A 17,604-nucleotide genomic window follows, 5' to 3' on the forward strand; every position below is an offset into this window, starting at 1 on the left:
TGGCGGGCACAGGAAGGGTACTTAGGCATGCAGAAAGAAAAGCTTTCCGCTCTGATGGATGGTGAATCGTTCGACAGCGAGCTGTTGAGTTCTCTGTCGCAAGATCGAACGCTTCAACAAAGCTGGCAGAGCTATCACCTGATACGTGACACACTGCGAGGTGATGTCGGACAAGTGATGCATCTCGACATCGCCGATCGCGTCGCCGCTGCACTTGAGAAAGAACCCGCCCGGCTGGTGCCTTCCGCCGTTCAGGAATCTCAGCCGCAGCCTCACACCTGGCAGAAAATGCCGTTCTGGGACAAAGTGCGTCCTTGGGCGAGCCAGATTACGCAAATCGGCATGGCGGCCTGCGTGTCGCTGGCGGTGATCGTCGGCGTGCAGCACTACAACCAGCCTTCTGCGACATCGAACGCGTCCGAATCGCCGGCCTTCACCACGCTGCCGATCATGGGGCAGGCCTCGCCGGTCAGCCTGGGCGTTCCTGCCGACAGTTTCTCCACCGGCAGCGGCCAACAGCAGCAGGTGCAGGAACAGCGCAAGCGTATCAACGCCATGCTGCAGGACTATGAACTGCAACGTCGCCTGCATTCGGATCAGCTGCAGCTTGAGCAAGGCAACCCGCAACAGGCTGCCATTCAGGTTCCCGGAACTCAGTCTTTAGGAATGCAACAGCAGTAATGAAGCAAATCTGGTTCTCCGTTTGTTTATTGACGGGCAGCCTGCTCTATTCCAGCATCGCCCCGGCGCAGCCAACTGCGTCCGGGGCGTTATTGCAACAGATGAGCAGCGCCAGCCGTTCTCTCAATTACGAGCTCGCCTACATCAGCGTCAGCAAGCAGGGAATCGAGTCGTTGCGCTATCGCCATGCGGTGATCGGCAACGTGCCGCTCGGCCAGCTGCTGCATATGGATGGCCCGCGCCGCGAAGTGTTGCAGCGCGGCGGCGGGATCAGCTACTTCGAACCCGGTCTGGAGCCGTTCACGCTCACTGGCGATCACATCGTCGACGCGCTGCCGGCGATCGTTTATGCCGATTTCACCCGTCTGGCGAAGTATTACGACTTCATCTCCGTGGGCAGCACCCGCATCGCCGATCGGCCGTGTGAAGTGCTGCGCGTGGTGGCGCGCGACGGTTCCCGCTACAGCTACATCGTCTGGATGGACGAAGACACCAAGCTGCCGCTGCGGGTGGATTTGCTCGATCGCGACGGCGAAACGCTGGAGCAATATCGGGTGATCTCCTTCGCGGTCGGCGCCGAGGTGCAGGGCGCGATGCAAGGACTGCTCAAGGCCAACCTGCCGCCGCTGCTGTCGCTGCCGGCGGTGGAAAATGTCCAGCTCAGCTGGAGCACCGGCTGGCTGCCGGCCGGCGTGGACGAGGTGGCGCGCAATCGCCGCAAATTGCCGAACGTCGCCGTGCCGGTGGAATCCCGGCTCTACAGCGACGGCCTGTTCAGCTTCTCGGTCAACGTCAGCCCGGCGGGCAGCGGAGCCGGGCAGCAGTACTACCGTCAGGGGCGCCGCACCATTCAGACCGAAGTGCGCGCGGGCAACGAAATCACGATTGTGGGCGAATTGCCGCCGGCGACGGCCAAGCGCATCGCCGACAGCATTTCTTTCAAGGTATCGCCGTAATGATGAAAGAGTGGGCCACGGTGGTTTCGTGGCAACAGGGCGTAGCGCTGCTGCGTTGTGAACCCAAGGCCGGCTGCGGCAGCTGCACCGCGCGCTCCGGCTGTGGCGCGCGTGCGCTGAACGAGCTGGTGCCGGAAACCGAGCATCAGCTGCAGGTACATATCGATCAGCCGCTCGAACCTGGGCAGCGCGTCGAGGTCGGCATCGCGGAAGGCAGCCTGCTGCGCTCCGCCATGCTGGTTTACCTGACGCCGCTGCTGGGTATGATGCTGGGCGGCACGCTGCTGCAATATTGTTTCGGCAGCGACGCCTCGGCGGCAGTCGGCGCCGTGTTGGGCGGCGGTGCGGCCTTTATGCTGGCTCGCCGCTTGGCCCGACGTCTGGGCGAACAGGCCGATTACCAGCCGGTGGTGCTGCAAATTGGGTTGCCGCCTACCGCGATGCGCATGCAGGCGGAAAACTCCCCGCTGATTTAAACCGATGGCCGCGTCATCGCCGGGTTGTGATAGGCGGGGATGCGGTTGTGGATCATATGCTCCAACAGCGCGATGAATAGATCGGCGCTGAGCAGCGAATCGTAGTTAATCGCGAACAGCACATTTCCCTGGCCGTCGAATAAGCGGATGCCGCGCTGCGGATGATTTTCCAACGCGCGGATCTGTTCGATAGGCACGTTTCCCCGTTCCGTCGTCAGCAGGGTGGCGCTCAGCCGCAGCGTTTCGGTCGGCGTGCCTTGCTGCTTGCCGAGCAGCAACTGCCACAGCCAGCGCGCGTCGCCCTCTATGGTGTGAAACGACACCGTTCCCCCCTGATAGAGCGCATTCAACGCCAGCGGCCCGCGCTGCTGCAGCTGTTGGTCGACGATCACGTCCGCCAATCGCCACGAGTGGGCGACGTTGCTGAAAACCGTGCACCAAGGCTGATCTGCACCGGCGCGGAACGCCGTAACGTCAAACAGCCCGCCAAAAGCCTGGCCGCCGCGAAAGCGATAGATGTCGCCGATCTTCTCAAACGGGATGAAACGCTCTTTGTGATGGTGGCTGTCAAAGACCCGCACGCCGTGCTCGTACAGACGATAGGTCAGCGTCGGACGCAGATAATGCCGCAGCGCCAGCAGCGTACAGCCGAGTAAAATCGTGCCCGCGCCGGCTTGCAACAGCGTGATGACCTGGCTCTCGTCAATGTTGCTCAGCAGCGGCAGCACCAACAGCGCCGCCCCCACGCTAAACAGCAGCGCCGCCGCCGCCAGTATGCCCCAGTTGACCTTTGAAAAATCGTGCCGGCTCAGCATTTGCCCTTTATCGATCATAATGCACCTTCCAATCAACGTACGCAGATATGCTGGTGAACCCCGGTGGGCTGCCGATGTAGTGCCCTGAATAATGTTTTGTCGCGGAGCTCATGCCCTTTCTATCCGAGGGACGGTGGTGGCGTATATGGGGTTTTTCCTAAAGGAAGTGGGGCAAAATGGAATTCTAAGAGGTTGATCCAAATATTCTTTTTTTATAATTTCGGAGAGGGTTTATTGCGCTGTGGCCGGTTATGTATTAGCGCCGAAGTTTGACGGCCACGAAGCACCGGCAAGCCTTGGGTTCAGGCCGCATCGTCCGCGTTAACATCTGTTTTCACCCGCCGGGGCGCCCTGTAACATTTAGCGGCGCATAATAGAATGCCTTCACTGCACCGATCGCTAGGTTTTCAGTGGTGTGGCATGTAGAATGCAGCGATTCAGGTGCAAGACGGCCTCACCCATTCACTGTCGCTTTAGGTCCATGCGGGTTTCTATAGGCGAGTAATTCAGAAATACCAAGGCAGAAAAACTTTTATAATGAAGCATATACGAAATTTCTCCATTATTGCCCATATTGACCACGGTAAGTCGACGCTGTCTGACCGCATTATCCAAATCTGCGGTGGCTTGACCGACCGTGAAATGGCTGCGCAGGTGCTCGATTCCATGGATCTGGAGCGCGAGCGCGGCATCACCATCAAGGCGCAGAGCGTGACGCTGGATTATAAAGCGCAGGATGGGCAGACCTATCAGCTTAACTTTATCGACACTCCCGGCCACGTTGACTTCTCCTATGAAGTTTCCCGCTCGCTGGCGGCCTGCGAAGGCGCGCTGCTGGTGGTGGATGCCGGCCAGGGCGTAGAAGCCCAGACGCTGGCCAACTGCTACACCGCGATCGAAATGGATCTGGAAGTGGTACCGGTGTTGAATAAAATCGACCTGCCGGCCGCCGATCCGGATCGCGCCGCGCAGGAAATCGAAGACATCGTCGGCATCGACGCCACCGATGCCGTGCGCTGCTCGGCCAAAACCGGCGTCGGCGTGCCCGACGTGCTGGAGCGCCTGGTGCGCGACATTCCTGCGCCGCAGGGCGATCCGGATGCGCCGCTGCAGGCGCTGATCATCGACTCCTGGTTCGATAATTACCTGGGCGTCGTGTCGCTGGTGCGCGTCAAGAACGGCACGCTGCGCAAGGGCGACAAGATCAAGGTCATGAGCACCGGCCAGGTGTATAACGCCGATCGTTTGGGCATCTTCACGCCGAAGCAGGTCGATCGCGACGTGCTGAACTGCGGCGAAGTGGGCTGGCTGGTCTGTGCGATCAAAGACATCCTCGGCGCGCCGGTGGGCGATACCCTGACGCAGGCGCGTCAGCCGGCGGATAAAGCGTTGCCGGGCTTCAAGAAAGTGAAGCCGCAGGTGTACGCCGGTCTGTTCCCGATCAGCTCCGACGACTATGAATCTTTCCGCGATGCGCTGGGCAAGCTGAGCCTTAACGACGCCTCCCTGTTCTACGAACCGGAGAGCTCCACCGCGTTGGGCTTCGGCTTCCGCTGCGGCTTCCTCGGTCTGCTGCACATGGAGATCATTCAGGAGCGTCTGGAGCGTGAATACGATCTGGATCTGATCACCACCGCGCCGACGGTAGTCTATGAAGTGGAAACCACCGGCAAGGAAGTGATCTACGTCGACAGCCCATCCAAGCTGCCGCCGTTGAACAACATCCAGGAACTGCGCGAGCCGATCGCCGAATGTCACATGCTGATGCCGCAGGAATACCTGGGCAACGTCATCACCCTGTGCGTTGAGAAGCGCGGCGTGCAGACCAACATGGTCTACCACGGCAACCAGGTGGCGCTGACTTATGAAATCCCGATGGCGGAAGTGGTGCTCGACTTCTTCGACCGCCTGAAGTCCACGTCGCGCGGTTATGCGTCGCTGGATTACAACTTCAAGCGCTTCCAGGCCTCCGACATGGTGCGCGTGGACGTGCTGATCAACAACGAGCGCGTGGATGCGCTGGCGTTGATCACTCACCGCGACAACTCGCAGTACCGCGGCCGTGAATTGGTGGAGAAGATGAAAGATCTGATCCCGCGTCAGCAGTTCGACATCGCGATTCAGGCGGCGATCGGCACGCACATCATCGCGCGCTCCACCGTGAAGCAGCTGCGTAAAAACGTGCTGGCGAAATGCTACGGCGGTGACGTCAGCCGTAAGAAAAAGCTGCTGCAGAAGCAGAAAGACGGTAAGAAGCGCATGAAGCAGGTCGGCAACGTCGAGCTGCCGCAGGAAGCGTTCCTGGCCATTCTGCACGTCGGTAAAGACGGCAAGTAACCGCGACGAGTTCGCGAAACGAGGGAGTTTGCATGGCGAATATGTTTGCCCTGATCCTGGCGTTGGCCACCCTGGTCACCGGGATCATCTGGTGCTTCGAGCGCTTTAAATGGGCGCCGGCCCGCCGCGCGAAGATTGCGGCGGTCAACGAGCAGACCGCGGGCGCCGTAGACGATAAAACGCTGGCGAAAGTGGCGAAGCAGCCAGGCTGGGTGGAGACCGGCGCATCGGTCTTCCCGGTGTTGCTGCTGGTGTTTGTGGTGCGTTCGTTTATTTACGAACCGTTCCAGATCCCGTCCGGCTCAATGATGCCGACGCTGTTGATTGGCGATTTCATTCTGGTGGAGAAATATGCCTACGGCATTAAAGATCCGATTACCCAGACGACGCTCATTGAAACCGGCCATCCGAAGCGTGGTGATATTGCGGTATTTAAATATCCGCTGGATCCGAAACTGGATTATATCAAGCGCGTGATTGGCCTGCCGGGCGACCGTATTACTTACGATCCGGTGAATAAGCGCGTCACGGTGCAGCCGTCCTGCAACAGCGGGCAGTCCTGTGATACCGCGCTGGCCGTGACCTACGCCGATGCGCAGCCGAGCGACTTCGTGCAGCTGTTCAGCCGCAGCGGCATGGGCGAGGCCAGCAACGGCTTCTACCAGATCCCGCTGAACGATAGCGTGCCGTCGGGCGGCATTCGCATGCGTGAGCGCCAGGAAAGCCTCGGCAACGTCACGCACCGCATCCTGACCGTGCCGGACGCGCAGGATCGGGTGGGCGCTTACTACCAACAGCCGGGCAAACCGTTGGCGGAGTGGGTGGTGCCGGCCGGGCATTACTTCATGATGGGCGACAACCGTGACAACAGCGCGGACAGCCGTTACTGGGGCTTTGTGCCGGAGAAGAATCTGGTGGGCAAAGCCACGGCCATCTGGATGAGCTTTGAAAAACAGGAAGGCGAGTGGCCTACCGGCGTGCGTTTCAGCCGGATCGGCGGCATTCATTAATCGCTGATTTATTCCCTGTCAATTTCACGCCGCAGCCTACTGCGGCGTGAAAGATTAAGAGGATATAAACACAGCATTATGTTTCCACTCGTTGTAGAATACCTTCTCGAGCGATAAAAGTTGGCTCCTGCTGGGAGCCACTGCAAACGAAACAGCTTTGGATCGGCTTTCGGCGAAGCAGGCCTGTTCCGTGTGCTGCAAGTTTTTGACGCATTCTTGATCTATTGGTAACTCATGAACCCCATCGTAATAAACAGGCTGCAGCGGAAGCTGGGCTACACTTTTCAACAGCAGGAGCTTTTACTGCAGGCTTTGACTCACCGCAGCGCCAGCAGTAAACACAATGAACGTCTTGAGTTTCTGGGTGACTCGATTCTGAGCTTTGTCATCGCCAATGCGCTCTATCACCGTTTTCCTCGCGTAGACGAGGGCGACATGAGCCGCATGCGCGCCACGCTGGTGCGCGGCAACACGCTGGCGGAGATGGCGCGCGAGTTTGACCTGGGCGAATGTCTGCGGCTTGGGCCGGGCGAATTGAAAAGTGGTGGGTTCCGCCGCGAGTCAATCCTGGCGGATACGGTGGAGGCATTGATCGGCGGCGTGTTCCTGGACAGCGACATCCAGACCGTCGAGCGCCTGATTTTGGACTGGTATCGCAGCCGGTTGGACGAAATCAGCCCCGGTGATAAGCAGAAAGACCCGAAAACCCGTTTGCAGGAATTTTTGCAGGGGCGTCATCTGCCGTTGCCTTCTTATTTGGTGGTGCAGGTTCGCGGTGAAGCGCACGACCAGGAGTTTACCATCCACTGCCAGGTGAGTGGTTTGAGCGAGCCCGTGGTGGGCACCGGCTCGAGCCGCCGTAAAGCCGAGCAGGCGGCAGCGGAACAAGCGCTGAAAAAGCTGGAGCTTGAATGAGCGAAGTAAAACAACACTGCGGGTTTATCGCCATCGTCGGCCGCCCAAACGTGGGCAAATCGACGTTGCTGAACCAACTGCTGGGGCAGAAGGTTTCCATTACGTCGCGTAAGCCGCAGACGACCCGTCACCGCATCATGGGCATCGACACCGATGGCGCCTATCAGGCGATCTACGTCGATACCCCCGGGCTGCACATCGAAGAAAAACGCGCCATCAACCGTTTGATGAATCGTGCGGCCAGCAGCTCGATCGGCGACGTTGAGCTGGTGATCTTCGTGGTCGAAGGCACCAACTGGACCGCCGACGACGAAATGGTGGTCAACAAGCTGCGCAGCCTGCGTTGCCCGGTATTGCTGGCGATCAACAAGGTCGATAACGTTACCGACAAATCCAAGCTGTTGCCGCACATCGCGTTCCTCAGCCAGCAGATGAACTTCCTCGACGTGGTGCCTATCTCCGCCGAGAAAGGGATGAACGTCGACACCATCGCCGGCATCGTGCGCAAGCTGCTGCCGGAAGCGGAACACCACTTCCCGGAAGATTACATCACCGATCGCTCCCAGCGCTTTATGGCGTCCGAAATCATCCGCGAGAAGCTGATGCGTTTCCTGGGTGAAGAGCTGCCGTATTCGGTGACGGTAGAAATCGAACAGTTTGTGGCTAACGATCGCGGCGGCTACGATGTGCACGGCCTGATCCTGGTCGAGCGCGAAGGCCAGAAGAAAATGGTCATCGGCAACAAGGGCGCCAAGATCAAAACCATCGGCATCGAAGCGCGTCAGGACATGGAACAGATGTTCGACGCCAAAGTGCATCTCGAGCTGTGGGTGAAAGTGAAATCCGGTTGGGCGGACGACGAACGTGCGCTGCGCAGCCTGGGCTATGTTGACGATCTGAAGTAACGATCCGTGGACGGCTGGGAGCGCGCTTTCGTCCTGCATGGGCGGCCGTACAGTGAAACCAGTCTGATGCTGGATCTGTTTACCGAAGGTCATGGGCGGGTGCGCTTGCTGGCGAAAGGCGCGCGCAGCCGCCGCTCCAATCTAAAGGGTTGCCTGCAGCCCTTTACCCCCCTGTTAGTGCGCTGGGGCGGCCGCGGCGAAGTGAAAACGCTGCGCAACGCCGAAGCGGTCTCTCTCGGTTTACCCCTCAGCGGCATGATGCTTTACAGCGGCCTGTACGTGAACGAACTGCTGGCGCGCGTGCTGGAGCAGGAAACCAACTACTCGGTGCTGTTCTTCGACTACTTGCAATGCCTGCAGGCGCTGGCGGCGGAAGACAGTTCACCGGAACAGGCGCTGCGCCAGTTTGAGCTGGCCTTGTTGCATCATCTCGGCTACGGCCTCGATTTTCTGCACTGCGCTGGCAGCGGCCTGCCGGTGGATGACGCCATGACCTACCGTTACCGCGAAGAGAAAGGCTTTATCGCCAGCCTGGTGGTGGATCACTACAGCTTCACCGGGCGTGAACTGCGCGCGCTGGCGGAGCGGCAGTTTCCCGATGCCGAGACGCTGCGCGCCGCCAAGCGTTTCACCCGCATGGCGCTGAAACCCTACCTCGGCGGCAAACCGTTGAAGAGCCGCGAACTGTTCCGCCAGTTCGTGCGCAAACAGCCGAATACGCCGGTTGACGACGCCTGACCTTTTCCCCTTTTGCCGCCCTGCGCCCGCGTGTAAACTGCTGGCACTGAAAATCGTATTTAGAGGTTGTCATGGCTGATTTGCTGCTGGGCGTCAATATCGATCACATCGCCACGTTACGTAACGCGCGCGGAACCCAATACCCGGATCCGGTTCAGGCGGCATTCATTGCCGAACAGGCGGGGGCCGACGGCATTACCGTGCATCTGCGCGAAGATCGCCGCCACATCACCGACCGCGACGTGCGCTTGCTGCGCCAGACCATCCAGACGCGCATGAACCTGGAGATGGCGGTGACCGACGAGATGCTGGACATCGCCATTGAGCTGCAGCCGCATTTTTGCTGCCTGGTACCGGAAAAACGCGAGGAAGTGACCACCGAAGGCGGCCTGGACGTCGCCGGCCAGCTGGACAAAATGAGCGTGGCGGTCGAGCGCCTGGCGCAGGCGGGCATTCTGGTTTCGCTGTTCATCGATCCCGATCATCGCCAGATCGACGCGGCGGTGGCGGTGGGCGCCCCTTATATCGAAATCCACACCGGCGCCTATGCGGAAGCGCAGGGCGAGCTGGCGGTACAGGCCGAGCTGCACCGCATCGCGGTCGCCGCCGCCTACGCGGCCGAGAAGGGGCTGAAGGTCAACGCCGGCCACGGCCTGACCTACCATAACGTGCAGCCGATCGCCGCGCTGCCGGAAATGCACGAGCTGAACATCGGCCATGCGATTATCGGCCAGGCGGTGATGAGCGGGCTGCCGGCCGCGGTTGCCGACATGAAAGTGCTGATGCGGGAAGCGCGCCGGTAATGGCGGTGCTCGGGCTGGGTACCGACATCGTCGAGATGGCGCGTATCGAGGCGGTGGTGGAGCGCAGTGGCGATCGTCTGGCGCGCCGCGTGCTGAGCGACGCCGAGTGGGCGCTGTATCAGCAGCACCAGCAGCCGATTCGCTTTCTGGCCAAGCGTTTCGCGGTGAAAGAGGCCGCCGCCAAGGCGTTCGGCACCGGCATTCGCAACGGCCTGGCGTTCAACCAGTTCGAGGTGTTCAACGATGCGTTGGGCAAACCGAATATTCGTTTGCACGGCCGCGCCGCCGAGCTGGCGGGGGAGATGGGGGTCACCGCGATCCACGTTTCGCTGGCCGACGAACGGCGCTATGCCTGTGCGACGGTGATCGTCGAAAGCTGAAAATAGAAAGGGCGCCTATGGCGCCCTTGTCAGTCCTGCGGCGGATTAAATGCGATCGGCGTGGTGCAACACCACGAACTTGTCCCACAGCTGTTCGTTGGTCTCACGATGCTGCGGATCGGTGATGATGGTGTTGTCGATAGGGCAAACCTGCTGACAGGTCGGCGTATCATAATGGCCAACGCACTCGGTGCAGCGCTCGGTATCGATCTGGTAGATCTCATCGCCCATCGAAATTGCCTGGTTCGGGCATTCCGGCTCGCACATGTCGCAGTTGATGCATTTGCGTGTGATTAGCAGGGCCATGACGTATCTCTCATTATTAACAGGGGTATTTTTCGCAGCGGCGATTATACCGGTTAAACCAACTTTTTCATCAATTGTTCGCTGTGTTTGATGCGATCGCGGGCATGATCAAGGTCGTGCTGGATCAGCGCCATAAACAGCAGGTCGGTAAGGGCGAACTGGGCCGTGCTGGAGGAGATGGCCGCGCTGCGGGTGTGGGGTTCTTCGGCGATGGTATAGAGGCAGTGGTCCGCGCGTTGCTGCAGGCCGTTGGGCGAGAAGCTGGTCAGCGCCAGCACCCTGGCGCCGGCCTGGCGCGCTTCTTCCGCCGCCAGATTGATTTCACGCCGCTCGCCGCTGAAGGAGATAGCCAGCAGCAGATCGCGTTTGTCCAGCGCCTGCACCGCCGCCAGCTGGACGTGCATATCCGCTTCGGCCACCGCCATCACGCCAATTTTCAGCAGCTTGAAGGAAAAATCCTTGGCCACCAGCCCGGAGGCGCCGATGCCGATCAGCATCACCCGGCGCGCCTGGCGCAGCATGTCCAGCGCCTGGTGCAGCCGCTCTTCGCTGTTGATGTCGAGCGTCGCGCGCAGCGCCGCCTGCTTTTCCGCCAGCAGCTTTTCACCGACGATTTTCAGCGTATCGCTGCTGAGAATGTGGTTGTGAACGGTCACCACTGGCTCGGCCTGCGGTTGGGCCAGCGTCTCGCTCAGCGCCAGCTTCAGCGCTGGAAAACCTTTATAGCCCAGCTTTTGGGCGAACTTCACCACGCTCGACTGGCTGATGCCGGCCAACTGAGCCAGCTTTTGCGAGCTGAGATGGCGCGCCTGCTCGGCGTTATTCAGCAGAAAGTCCGCCAGCTTGCGGTCGTTTTGCGCCAGTGTCGGATACATCTGGCGAATGCGCAGAAGGGTACTCATTGTTCTTTCCCTGGAAACCAGCGGCCATTTTGCCATGCAGAGGGCGAAAACGCGCGGTGAAAATTTTTGTGAGCTCACCGTTAAAATAGCAAATAGCGCTCGCTTTGTTGAATAAAATATTCAAATATTGATTTAATTTTGTGAATTAAAAATTCAAAGGTGAACAGATGAACTTAGGCGCACTGGTATCGGAAACCCGTAACCCGGCCACCATGGGGCTGGATGAAATGTCGACGCTGGACATGGTCCGTTGCTTTAACCAGGAAGACCGCAAGGTGCCGGAGGCGATTGAACAGGTGTTGCCGGCGATCGCGCAGGCGGTCGATTTGGCCGCGGCGGCGCTGAAGGCCGGTGGGCGGTTGATTTATTTGGGCGCCGGCACCAGCGGCCGCCTGGGCGTATTGGACGCCTCCGAGTGTCCGCCGACCTTCGGCGTGCCGCACGGCGTGGTGGTGGGGCTAATCGCCGGCGGGCCGGGCGCGCTGCTCAAAGCGGTGGAGGGGGCGGAAGATGACGAGGCCCTGGGTGAAGCCGATCTCCGGGCGCTGAACCTCACCGCCGTTGATATGGTGGTAGGGCTGGCGGCCTCGGGGCGTACGCCCTACGTGATCGGCGCACTGCGCTATGCGCGCGGGCTGGGCTGCCCGACGGCGGCCATCTCCTGTAACCCGGATTCGCCGATTGCGCACGAAGCACAGGTGGCGATTTCGCCGGTGGTGGGGCCGGAGGCGCTGACCGGCTCAACGCGCCTGAAATCCGGCACCGCGCAGAAACTGGTACTCAACATGCTGTCGACCGGTGCGATGGTCAAACTGGGCAAGGTCTACCAGAACCTGATGGTGGACGTGAAGGCCACCAACGTCAAACTGGTGGATCGCGCCTGCCGCATCGTGATGGAGGCCACCGGCGCCGAACGCGCTCAGGCGGAGGCGGCGTTGGCGCAGACCGGCTTTGAGGTCAAACCGGCGATCCTGATGATTTTAGCCGGCGTCAGCGCCGAAGAGGCGCAGCAGCGGCTGCAGCGGCACGATGGCTACCTGCGCGCGGCGCTGGCGCGTTAATTTACGGTGGGGGCGGCGATGGACAAGACAACGGCATTGGCGACACAGATCCTGGCGGGCGTGGGGGGCGAGGGCAATATCCTCAAACTGGAAAACTGCATGACGCGGGTGCGCGTCGAGGTCAGCGATGAGCAGCGCCTGGATCTGGCGGCCCTCAAGCAGCTGCCGGGGGTGAAGGGCTATATCAAACAGGGTGAACAGCATCAGTTTATCGTCGGTCCGGGCGCCGCCGCCAAGGTGGTGGACGTCATGCGCGCCTTGCTGAGCGGCAGCGCGCAGCCCGCCGTTGGTGACGCCGCCCGCACCAAGGCGCAGGCCAAGCAAAAATACGCTGCGCCGATGAGCGGCGCGCTGAAAAAGCTGGCCGACGTTTTTATTCCGCTGATCCCGGCGTTTATCGCCTCGGGGCTGATCACCGGCATCATCAACCTGCTGAAGCGGCCCGACATCGCCGGACAGCTGGCGTTGGACTACCCGAACGCGCTGGGGCTGCTGGCGATCTTCGGCAGCGCGGTATTCGCCATTATGAACATTCTGGTCGGGGTGAACGCCGCGCGGGTATTCGGCGGCTCACAGGCGATGGGCGGCGTGATGGCCGGCATTCTTTCCAGTCCGGCGCTGGCGCAGATCACCCTGTTCGGCGAGGCGCTGCAGCCGGGGCGCGGCGGGGTGATCGCCGTGCTGCTGGTGGTGGCGTTGATGTGCTGGGTGGAGAAACGCCTGCGCACGCTGCTGCCGGAGTCGGTCGAACTGATCCTCAATCCGCTGCTGACCACGCTGGTCACCGCCTCGTTGGCGATCCTGATCCTGCAGCCGATCGGTGGCGCCATTTCCGATGCCATCGCCCACGGCGCCAATCTGGCGATCGACAAGGGCGGGCTGCTGGTGGGGGCGCTGCTCTCCGGGCTGTTCCTGCCGCTGGTGCTCTCCGGCTTGCACCAGGGGCTGGTGCCGATCCACGTCGAGCTGGTGCAGGCGCACGGTTCCAATCCGCTGTTGCCGATCCTGGCGATGGCCGGCGTCGGTCAGGTGGGGGCGGCGCTGGCGGTGCTGCTAAAAACCCGCAACGCGCGGCTGAAGAAGGTGATCAAAGGGGCGTTGCCGGTCGGCATTCTCGGCATCGGCGAGCCGCTGATCTTCGGGGTGACGCTGCCGCTGGGCCGGCCGTTTATCGGCGCCTGCCTTGGCGGGGCGGTCGGCGGTGCGCTGATCAGCTACTGGAAGGTGGCGACGGTGATTACCTTCGGCATTTCGGGGCTGCCTTTGGCGTTGACCATCGTCTCAGGTAAGGTGATGTTGTATCTGGCGGGGATGCTGATTACGATTATCGCCGGTTTTCTCTTCACCTGGATGATGGGGTTCGACGATCCCGAGGAGTAGCGTTTGAACGACAAGCAGCAACCGTCGGCCGCAGCAGGGCGCCGCGTGGTCTTTTTCGATCTGGACGGCACTCTGCATCAGGAGGATATGTTCGGCAGTTTCTTGCGCTTTCTGCTGCGCCGCCTACCGCTGAACCTGCTGCTGGTAATACCGCTGCTGCCGCCGATCGGGTTGGCGCTGCTGCTGCTGGGGCGCGCCGCGCGCTGGCCGATGAGCCAGCTGCTGTGGGCGATTACTTTCGGGCGTTCTGAAGCGACGCTGAAGGCGCTGGAGCGGCAGTTTATCGAGGCTTTCCGCCAGAAGGTGACCGCGTTTCCGGTGGTGCAAATGCGGCTGCGGCAGTATCTGGAGGAGCACGATGCCGAAGTGTGGCTGATTACCGGCTCGCCGGAGCAACTGGTGGAGCAGGTGTATCGGGATTCGGCGTTTCTGCCGCGGGTGCGGTTGATCGGCAGCCGCATCACGCGCCGCTGCGGCGGTTGGGTCTTGACCCTGCGCTGCCTGGGGGCGCAGAAAGTGGTGCAGCTGGAACAGCGGCTCGGCGCGCCGCTGAAGCTGTACAGCGGTTACAGCGACAGCAAGCAGGATAATCCACTGCTGTTCTTTTGCGAGCACCGCTGGCGGGTGAGCAAGCAGGGCGAGCTGCAGCAGCTGGAATAAACAAAGGGCGGAGAATTCCGCCCTTTGCTGTTATCGCTGCCGCGATCAGTCGTCGGTTACGTCGTGTGGTTTGCGCCCGAGCTGCCAAATCTTTTCCGCATAATGCCCCAACGCCCACAGGCTCAGGCCGAGCAGCGCGAAGAAAATCGTTTTCGGCATGCTGTCCCAGAAAAACTCGAACAGGCGGGTATAGAGGTTGATGCCGAGGAAGGTCAGCCCGAAACCGCGCAGCATGGCGTCGTCATGCTTCAACCCCAGCCAGATGGCGACGAGGGCGGCCAGCCCGAACAGCAGGCTCCAGTGGAACAGCTCAATCTGGCGCGCGCGGTACCAGCTGTCGAGATCGCCGTAGTTGCCGAAGATGGACAGCAGCCACAGCGCGATGAACAGGTACAGCAGGCCCATCGCCAGCGACACCCGCTGCAGGCCGCGCTGCGCCAAGAGCGGCCGCAGCAGCAATGCGGCGGCGATCAGCACCCCGCCGAAGGCGATAAAGCGAATCGGGTAGCTCATGCCGAGCCAGTAGGCGCCCCAGCCGGACAGGTAGCCGGTCTCGGCGCCGAAGGCATTGCCGAGCGACAGCAGGGCGAACCACCATACCAGCCCGGAGCGGCTGAACCAGCCGATCGCGCCGTACAGCAGCGCGGCGACCAGCAGCAGCACGGAAACCCGCCCGCTGCCGTTATCCAGCCAGACGCCCAGTTGCCATAAGGCGCAGGCGGTGAGCAACACGGCGACAAACAGCGCCGCCTCATTGCCGTAGCGTTTTTCCGGATGGCGTTGACGACGACGCAGCGCCCAAACGTAGGCCAGCGCCGCCAGTACGCCGGCGATCGCCATGCGCACCGGCGCGTCGAAGCGGAACAGTTCGCTCAGCCATGCAAGCAGTTCGCTGTCGGCGAACAGGCTGGTGACGGCGATCAGCAGCGAGGCCAGCGCGGCGAGAAACGCATAGCGCGCCAGTCGCCGCCAGTCGAAAGGTTGCACGTCCACATGCTGCAGCAGTTGCTGCCGTTGTTCGGGCGTCATGGCGCCTTCCCCAACCCAACCGTCCAGCGCCTTGCGCACCACGACGGCGTTCTTTTTACTGAGTTTCATGCTTCTTGTCCCTGAATCATCGGCCGATTCGGCCAGTATAGCCATTGGCGGGCGGCTACGACAAAGGGAGGCTAGTGTGTATAATGCCCGCCGCAAAAGCGCACGAGGAATTATGCGATGACTGAATATAACGATGAGTACTGGATGCGTCAGGCATTGCAGCTGGCCCTGCGCGCGCAGGAAGAGGGCGAGGTGCCGGTGGGTGCGCTGCTGGTGCTGGACAATCAGGTCATCGGCGAGGGCTGGAACCGGCCGATCGGCCGCCACGATCCTACCGCACACGCCGAGATCATGGCGCTGCGCCAGGGCGGCGCGGTGCTGCAAAACTATCGCCTGCTGAACGCCACGCTGTACGTCACGCTGGAGCCCTGCGTGATGTGCGCCGGCGCGATGGTGCACAGCCGCATCCGCCGGTTGGTGTACGGCGCCGCCGACGAGAAAACCGGCGCGGCCGGCTCGCTGGTGGACATTTTGCGCCATCCGGGCATGAACCATCAGGTGGAGATCGTCTCGGGCGTGCTGGCGGACGAATGCGCCGCCACCCTGAGCAATTTCTTCCGCCTGCGCCGCGAACAGAAAAAAGCGCTCAGGCTGGCGCAGCGGGCGGCGGATAAGCCGGAATAATCAGTAGTTGAGCGCCAGTTCCGGCATCACCGTCGGGTAGCCTTTCCCCAACGCTTCCTGCTCGGCGGCCGCTTGCGCCGCCTTTCTCTCTTTTTCCTGCAGATAGCCCACCAGGCTGACCTGATAGCGGCGGATGTTTTCTACATAGTTGTAGGCTTCACGCCCGCGCGCATAGCCGTAGGTCAGCTGCGGGTAGTAGCGCTTTTGGCTGAGCATCGGCAGGCGCTGTTTGACGTCGACCCAGCTGTCCGGGTTGCCTTTTTGCGTCTTGGTCAGCTTGCGCGCGTCCAGCATATGGCCCCACCCCATGTTGTAGGCCGCCAGCGAGAACCAGATGCGCTCGTCTTCCGGCACGCTGTCCGGCACCTTGGCCATCAGCCGCTGCAGGTACAGGGCGCCGCCCTGAATGCTCTCTTCCGGATCGAGGCGATCGTTGACCCCCAGGCCGTCGGCGGTGGCGCGGGTCAGCATCATCAGGCCGCGCACGCCGGTGGGGGAAGTGGCCTGCGGATTCCAGTGCGATTCCTGATAGGCGATGGCCGCCAGCAGCTTCCAGTCGATCTCGTTGGCGTGCTTCTCGAACAACGGGCGGAAGTTGGGCAGCACCGAATCGATGGCCGACAGGAAGGTTTTGGTGTCCACATAGTCGAAGCTGCCGACGTGGCCGAGGTATTTCTCTTCCAGCCGCGCCAGGGTGCCGTCGTCCACCATCTGACTGTAGAAATCCAGCATCGCCGCGTACAGGCTGTCGTCGCCGTCGCGTTTGAGGTACCAGGTGACCGGCTCTTCGTCGGTGACGTCGAACGCCACCGCCAGCTGCGGATGGATGCGCTGCAGCAGCGCGATGGTCACCGAATCGCCGAGGGTATAGTCCAGCTTGCCGTCGGCCACCCGCTCCAGCAGTTCTTTGGAGGTGAGATCGCTGGAGGACTCCCAGGCGAGATCCGGGTATTTATCCTGTTTGAGCTGCTTTAGCGTGCTGACGTGCGCGGAACCGGAGGCGACCGCCAGCTTGCCTTTGATGTCGGCGAAGCTTTTCGGCCGCGGGGTGCCCAGCCGGTACACCAGCTGTTGGGAAACGGAGTAGTAGGCCGGGCCGGTGCGCGCGCGGCTGAGGCGCTCCTGGTTGTAGATCAGGCCCGCCGCCAGCAGGTCGGCGTCGTCGTCGTCCAGATCGTCGAACAGGTCATTGATGTTCTGATGGGGGATCACCACCAGTTTTACCCCGAGGTAGTTGGCGAAGCGCTTGGCCAGTTCGTAGTCGAGCCCACCCGGCCCTTGCTTGGTGTTGAAATAGGTCAGCGGTGAATTCAGCGTGCTGATACGCAACTCGCCGCGGGAAATGATCTCCTGGAGTTGCCCGCCCTGGCCGCTGCGCCAGGTGATGTTGGGCCACAGCGCGAGAGCCAGAAGCAGAGTGACAACGCCGATGAGGATGTAGTTTATTTTAAGACGTTTCAAATAGTTATCCAGTGGTGGCACAGGTACGCCGGCGACGACAACCGCGACTTTTCTCATGGTTAAATCACCAGTGCGGGGGGCATTTTGCGCAACAAA

The 17,604-nt window shown here is 61.2% G+C and carries 19 protein-coding genes; 14 read left to right on the plus strand and 5 right to left on the minus strand.

The window, feature by feature from the left end; genetic code table 11:
• Positions 1-27: 27 nt before the first annotated feature.
• Genes rseA through rseC form a run of 3 tightly spaced genes read left to right on the plus strand, consistent with a single transcriptional unit; the run spans position 28 to position 2,113 of the window.
• Positions 28-681 (plus strand): anti-sigma-E factor RseA, encoded by a 654-nt coding sequence (gene rseA, locus ACMGF9_RS04890; protein WP_015378809.1) that lies wholly within the window; start codon positions 28-30, stop codon positions 679-681.
• Positions 681-1,637, plus strand: coding sequence for a sigma-E factor regulatory protein RseB (rseB, locus tag ACMGF9_RS04895; RefSeq protein ID WP_004929141.1), 957 nt, complete (start codon positions 681-683; stop codon positions 1,635-1,637). Before rseA ends, rseB begins: the two co-directional genes overlap by 1 nt.
• Positions 1,637-2,113, plus strand: a complete 477-nt coding sequence (rseC, locus tag ACMGF9_RS04900) for a SoxR-reducing system protein RseC (RefSeq protein ID WP_004929144.1) — start codon at positions 1,637-1,639, stop codon at positions 2,111-2,113. The genes rseB and rseC overlap by 1 nt, the downstream gene beginning before the upstream one ends.
• Here rseC and ACMGF9_RS04905 read toward each other — a convergent pair.
• A complete protein-coding gene (locus ACMGF9_RS04905; protein ID WP_021504530.1) occupies positions 2,110-2,946 on the minus strand; it encodes a hypothetical protein in 837 nt (278 codons plus the stop codon). The two genes, rseC and ACMGF9_RS04905, sit on opposite strands and share 4 nt — an antisense overlap.
• A gap of 519 nt (positions 2,947-3,465) precedes the next feature.
• Here ACMGF9_RS04905 and lepA point away from each other — a divergent pair.
• The 7 genes from lepA to acpS all read left to right on the plus strand — a co-directional run bounded on the left by lepA (position 3,466) and on the right by acpS (position 10,016).
• Complete coding sequence (gene lepA, locus ACMGF9_RS04910; RefSeq protein WP_015378806.1) at positions 3,466-5,265, plus strand: translation elongation factor 4; 1,800 nt, start codon at positions 3,466-3,468, stop codon at positions 5,263-5,265.
• 32 nt (positions 5,266-5,297) lie between these two features.
• Positions 5,298-6,275 carry a signal peptidase I gene (gene lepB, locus ACMGF9_RS04915; RefSeq protein WP_160125873.1) on the plus strand — a complete coding sequence of 326 codons (978 nt, stop codon included), beginning with the start codon at positions 5,298-5,300 and terminating at the stop codon, positions 6,273-6,275.
• Positions 6,276-6,509: 234 nt separating this feature from the next.
• Positions 6,510-7,190: a ribonuclease III gene (gene rnc / locus ACMGF9_RS04920; RefSeq protein WP_004929158.1), complete on the plus strand. Its 681-nt coding sequence runs from the start codon at positions 6,510-6,512 to the stop codon at positions 7,188-7,190.
• Entirely contained in the window at positions 7,187-8,095 is a 909-nt protein-coding gene (gene era / locus ACMGF9_RS04925; protein ID WP_004929162.1) for a GTPase Era, read from the plus strand. The genes rnc and era overlap by 4 nt, the downstream gene beginning before the upstream one ends.
• A 6-nt stretch (positions 8,096-8,101) precedes the next feature.
• Positions 8,102-8,833, plus strand: coding sequence for a DNA repair protein RecO (recO, locus tag ACMGF9_RS04930; protein ID WP_004929165.1), 732 nt, complete (start codon positions 8,102-8,104; stop codon positions 8,831-8,833).
• Positions 8,834-8,904: 71 nt separating this feature from the next.
• The gene (gene pdxJ, locus ACMGF9_RS04935) at positions 8,905-9,636 is read left to right on the plus strand and encodes a pyridoxine 5'-phosphate synthase (protein WP_004929166.1); all 732 of its coding nucleotides are present in this window, start codon (positions 8,905-8,907) and stop codon (positions 9,634-9,636) included.
• On the plus strand, positions 9,636-10,016 hold the full coding sequence (gene acpS, locus ACMGF9_RS04940; protein WP_004929169.1) for a holo-ACP synthase: 381 nt from the start codon (positions 9,636-9,638) through the stop codon (positions 10,014-10,016). Before pdxJ ends, acpS begins: the two co-directional genes overlap by 1 nt.
• A 45-nt stretch (positions 10,017-10,061) precedes the next feature.
• On the opposite strand, the gene ACMGF9_RS04945 is transcribed toward acpS, so the two are convergent.
• Positions 10,062-10,322, minus strand: coding sequence for a YfhL family 4Fe-4S dicluster ferredoxin (locus tag ACMGF9_RS04945; protein ID WP_021504526.1), 261 nt, complete (start codon positions 10,320-10,322; stop codon positions 10,062-10,064).
• Positions 10,323-10,375: 53 nt separating this feature from the next.
• Positions 10,376-11,224 (minus strand): MurR/RpiR family transcriptional regulator, encoded by an 849-nt coding sequence (locus ACMGF9_RS04950; RefSeq protein ID WP_004929178.1) that lies wholly within the window; start codon positions 11,222-11,224, stop codon positions 10,376-10,378.
• 167 nt (positions 11,225-11,391) lie between these two features.
• Here ACMGF9_RS04950 and murQ point away from each other — a divergent pair, with 167 nt between their 5' ends.
• From murQ to yfhb, 3 genes are read left to right on the plus strand one after another with little or no spacing between them, the layout of a single operon-like run.
• Positions 11,392-12,285: an N-acetylmuramic acid 6-phosphate etherase gene (gene murQ / locus ACMGF9_RS04955; protein ID WP_015378800.1), complete on the plus strand. Its 894-nt coding sequence runs from the start codon at positions 11,392-11,394 to the stop codon at positions 12,283-12,285.
• An 18-nt stretch (positions 12,286-12,303) separates the two neighbouring features.
• Positions 12,304-13,665 (plus strand): PTS transporter subunit EIIC, encoded by a 1,362-nt coding sequence (locus tag ACMGF9_RS04960; protein WP_015378799.1) that lies wholly within the window; start codon positions 12,304-12,306, stop codon positions 13,663-13,665.
• 3 nt (positions 13,666-13,668) lie between these two features.
• Positions 13,669-14,325: a phosphatidylglycerophosphatase C gene (yfhb, locus tag ACMGF9_RS04965; RefSeq protein WP_021504522.1), complete on the plus strand. Its 657-nt coding sequence runs from the start codon at positions 13,669-13,671 to the stop codon at positions 14,323-14,325.
• 45 nt (positions 14,326-14,370) lie between these two features.
• Here the strand turns inward: yfhb and ACMGF9_RS04970 are convergent, their stop codons facing one another.
• A complete protein-coding gene (locus ACMGF9_RS04970) occupies positions 14,371-15,423 on the minus strand; it encodes a DUF2157 domain-containing protein (RefSeq protein WP_015378797.1) in 1,053 nt (350 codons plus the stop codon).
• Between the two features lie 117 nt (positions 15,424-15,540).
• Here ACMGF9_RS04970 and tadA point away from each other — a divergent pair, with 117 nt between their 5' ends.
• Positions 15,541-16,047, plus strand: a complete 507-nt coding sequence (gene tadA / locus ACMGF9_RS04975; RefSeq protein WP_015378796.1) for a tRNA adenosine(34) deaminase TadA — start codon at positions 15,541-15,543, stop codon at positions 16,045-16,047.
• Here the strand turns inward: tadA and mltF are convergent, their stop codons facing one another.
• The gene (mltF, locus tag ACMGF9_RS04980) at positions 16,048-17,508 is read right to left on the minus strand and encodes a membrane-bound lytic murein transglycosylase MltF (RefSeq protein ID WP_004941352.1); all 1,461 of its coding nucleotides are present in this window, start codon (positions 17,506-17,508) and stop codon (positions 16,048-16,050) included. It lies immediately after the preceding gene.
• Positions 17,509-17,604 lie beyond the last annotated feature (96 nt).

Origin of the sequence: Serratia sp. BNK-23 (assembly GCF_047456145.1) — a bacterium.
Lineage (GTDB): Bacteria > Pseudomonadota > Gammaproteobacteria > Enterobacterales > Enterobacteriaceae > Serratia > Serratia nematodiphila.

What these genes read in the sequence shown, in the direction of transcription:
- tadA (WP_015378796.1), top strand. Translation starts at nt 15,541, where the DNA reads ATGACTGAATATAACGATGAGTACTGGATGCGTCAGGCATTGCAGCTG.
- rseB (WP_004929141.1), top strand. Translation starts at nt 681, where the DNA reads ATGAAGCAAATCTGGTTCTCCGTTTGTTTATTGACGGGCAGCCTGCTC.
- lepB (WP_160125873.1), top strand. Translation starts at nt 5,298, where the DNA reads ATGGCGAATATGTTTGCCCTGATCCTGGCGTTGGCCACCCTGGTCACC.
- ACMGF9_RS04945 (WP_021504526.1), bottom strand. Translation starts at nt 10,322, where the DNA reads ATGGCCCTGCTAATCACACGCAAATGCATCAACTGCGACATGTGCGAG.
- ACMGF9_RS04960 (WP_015378799.1), top strand. Translation starts at nt 12,304, where the DNA reads ATGGACAAGACAACGGCATTGGCGACACAGATCCTGGCGGGCGTGGGG.
- murQ (WP_015378800.1), top strand. Translation starts at nt 11,392, where the DNA reads ATGAACTTAGGCGCACTGGTATCGGAAACCCGTAACCCGGCCACCATG.
- ACMGF9_RS04970 (WP_015378797.1), bottom strand. Translation starts at nt 15,423, where the DNA reads ATGAAACTCAGTAAAAAGAACGCCGTCGTGGTGCGCAAGGCGCTGGAC.
- era (WP_004929162.1), top strand. Translation starts at nt 7,187, where the DNA reads ATGAGCGAAGTAAAACAACACTGCGGGTTTATCGCCATCGTCGGCCGC.
- lepA (WP_015378806.1), top strand. Translation starts at nt 3,466, where the DNA reads ATGAAGCATATACGAAATTTCTCCATTATTGCCCATATTGACCACGGT.
- rseC (WP_004929144.1), top strand. Translation starts at nt 1,637, where the DNA reads ATGATGAAAGAGTGGGCCACGGTGGTTTCGTGGCAACAGGGCGTAGCG.
- acpS (WP_004929169.1), top strand. Translation starts at nt 9,636, where the DNA reads ATGGCGGTGCTCGGGCTGGGTACCGACATCGTCGAGATGGCGCGTATC.
- rnc (WP_004929158.1), top strand. Translation starts at nt 6,510, where the DNA reads ATGAACCCCATCGTAATAAACAGGCTGCAGCGGAAGCTGGGCTACACT.
- ACMGF9_RS04950 (WP_004929178.1), bottom strand. Translation starts at nt 11,224, where the DNA reads ATGAGTACCCTTCTGCGCATTCGCCAGATGTATCCGACACTGGCGCAA.
- rseA (WP_015378809.1), top strand. Translation starts at nt 28, where the DNA reads ATGCAGAAAGAAAAGCTTTCCGCTCTGATGGATGGTGAATCGTTCGAC.
- ACMGF9_RS04905 (WP_021504530.1), bottom strand. Translation starts at nt 2,946, where the DNA reads ATGATCGATAAAGGGCAAATGCTGAGCCGGCACGATTTTTCAAAGGTC.
- pdxJ (WP_004929166.1), top strand. Translation starts at nt 8,905, where the DNA reads ATGGCTGATTTGCTGCTGGGCGTCAATATCGATCACATCGCCACGTTA.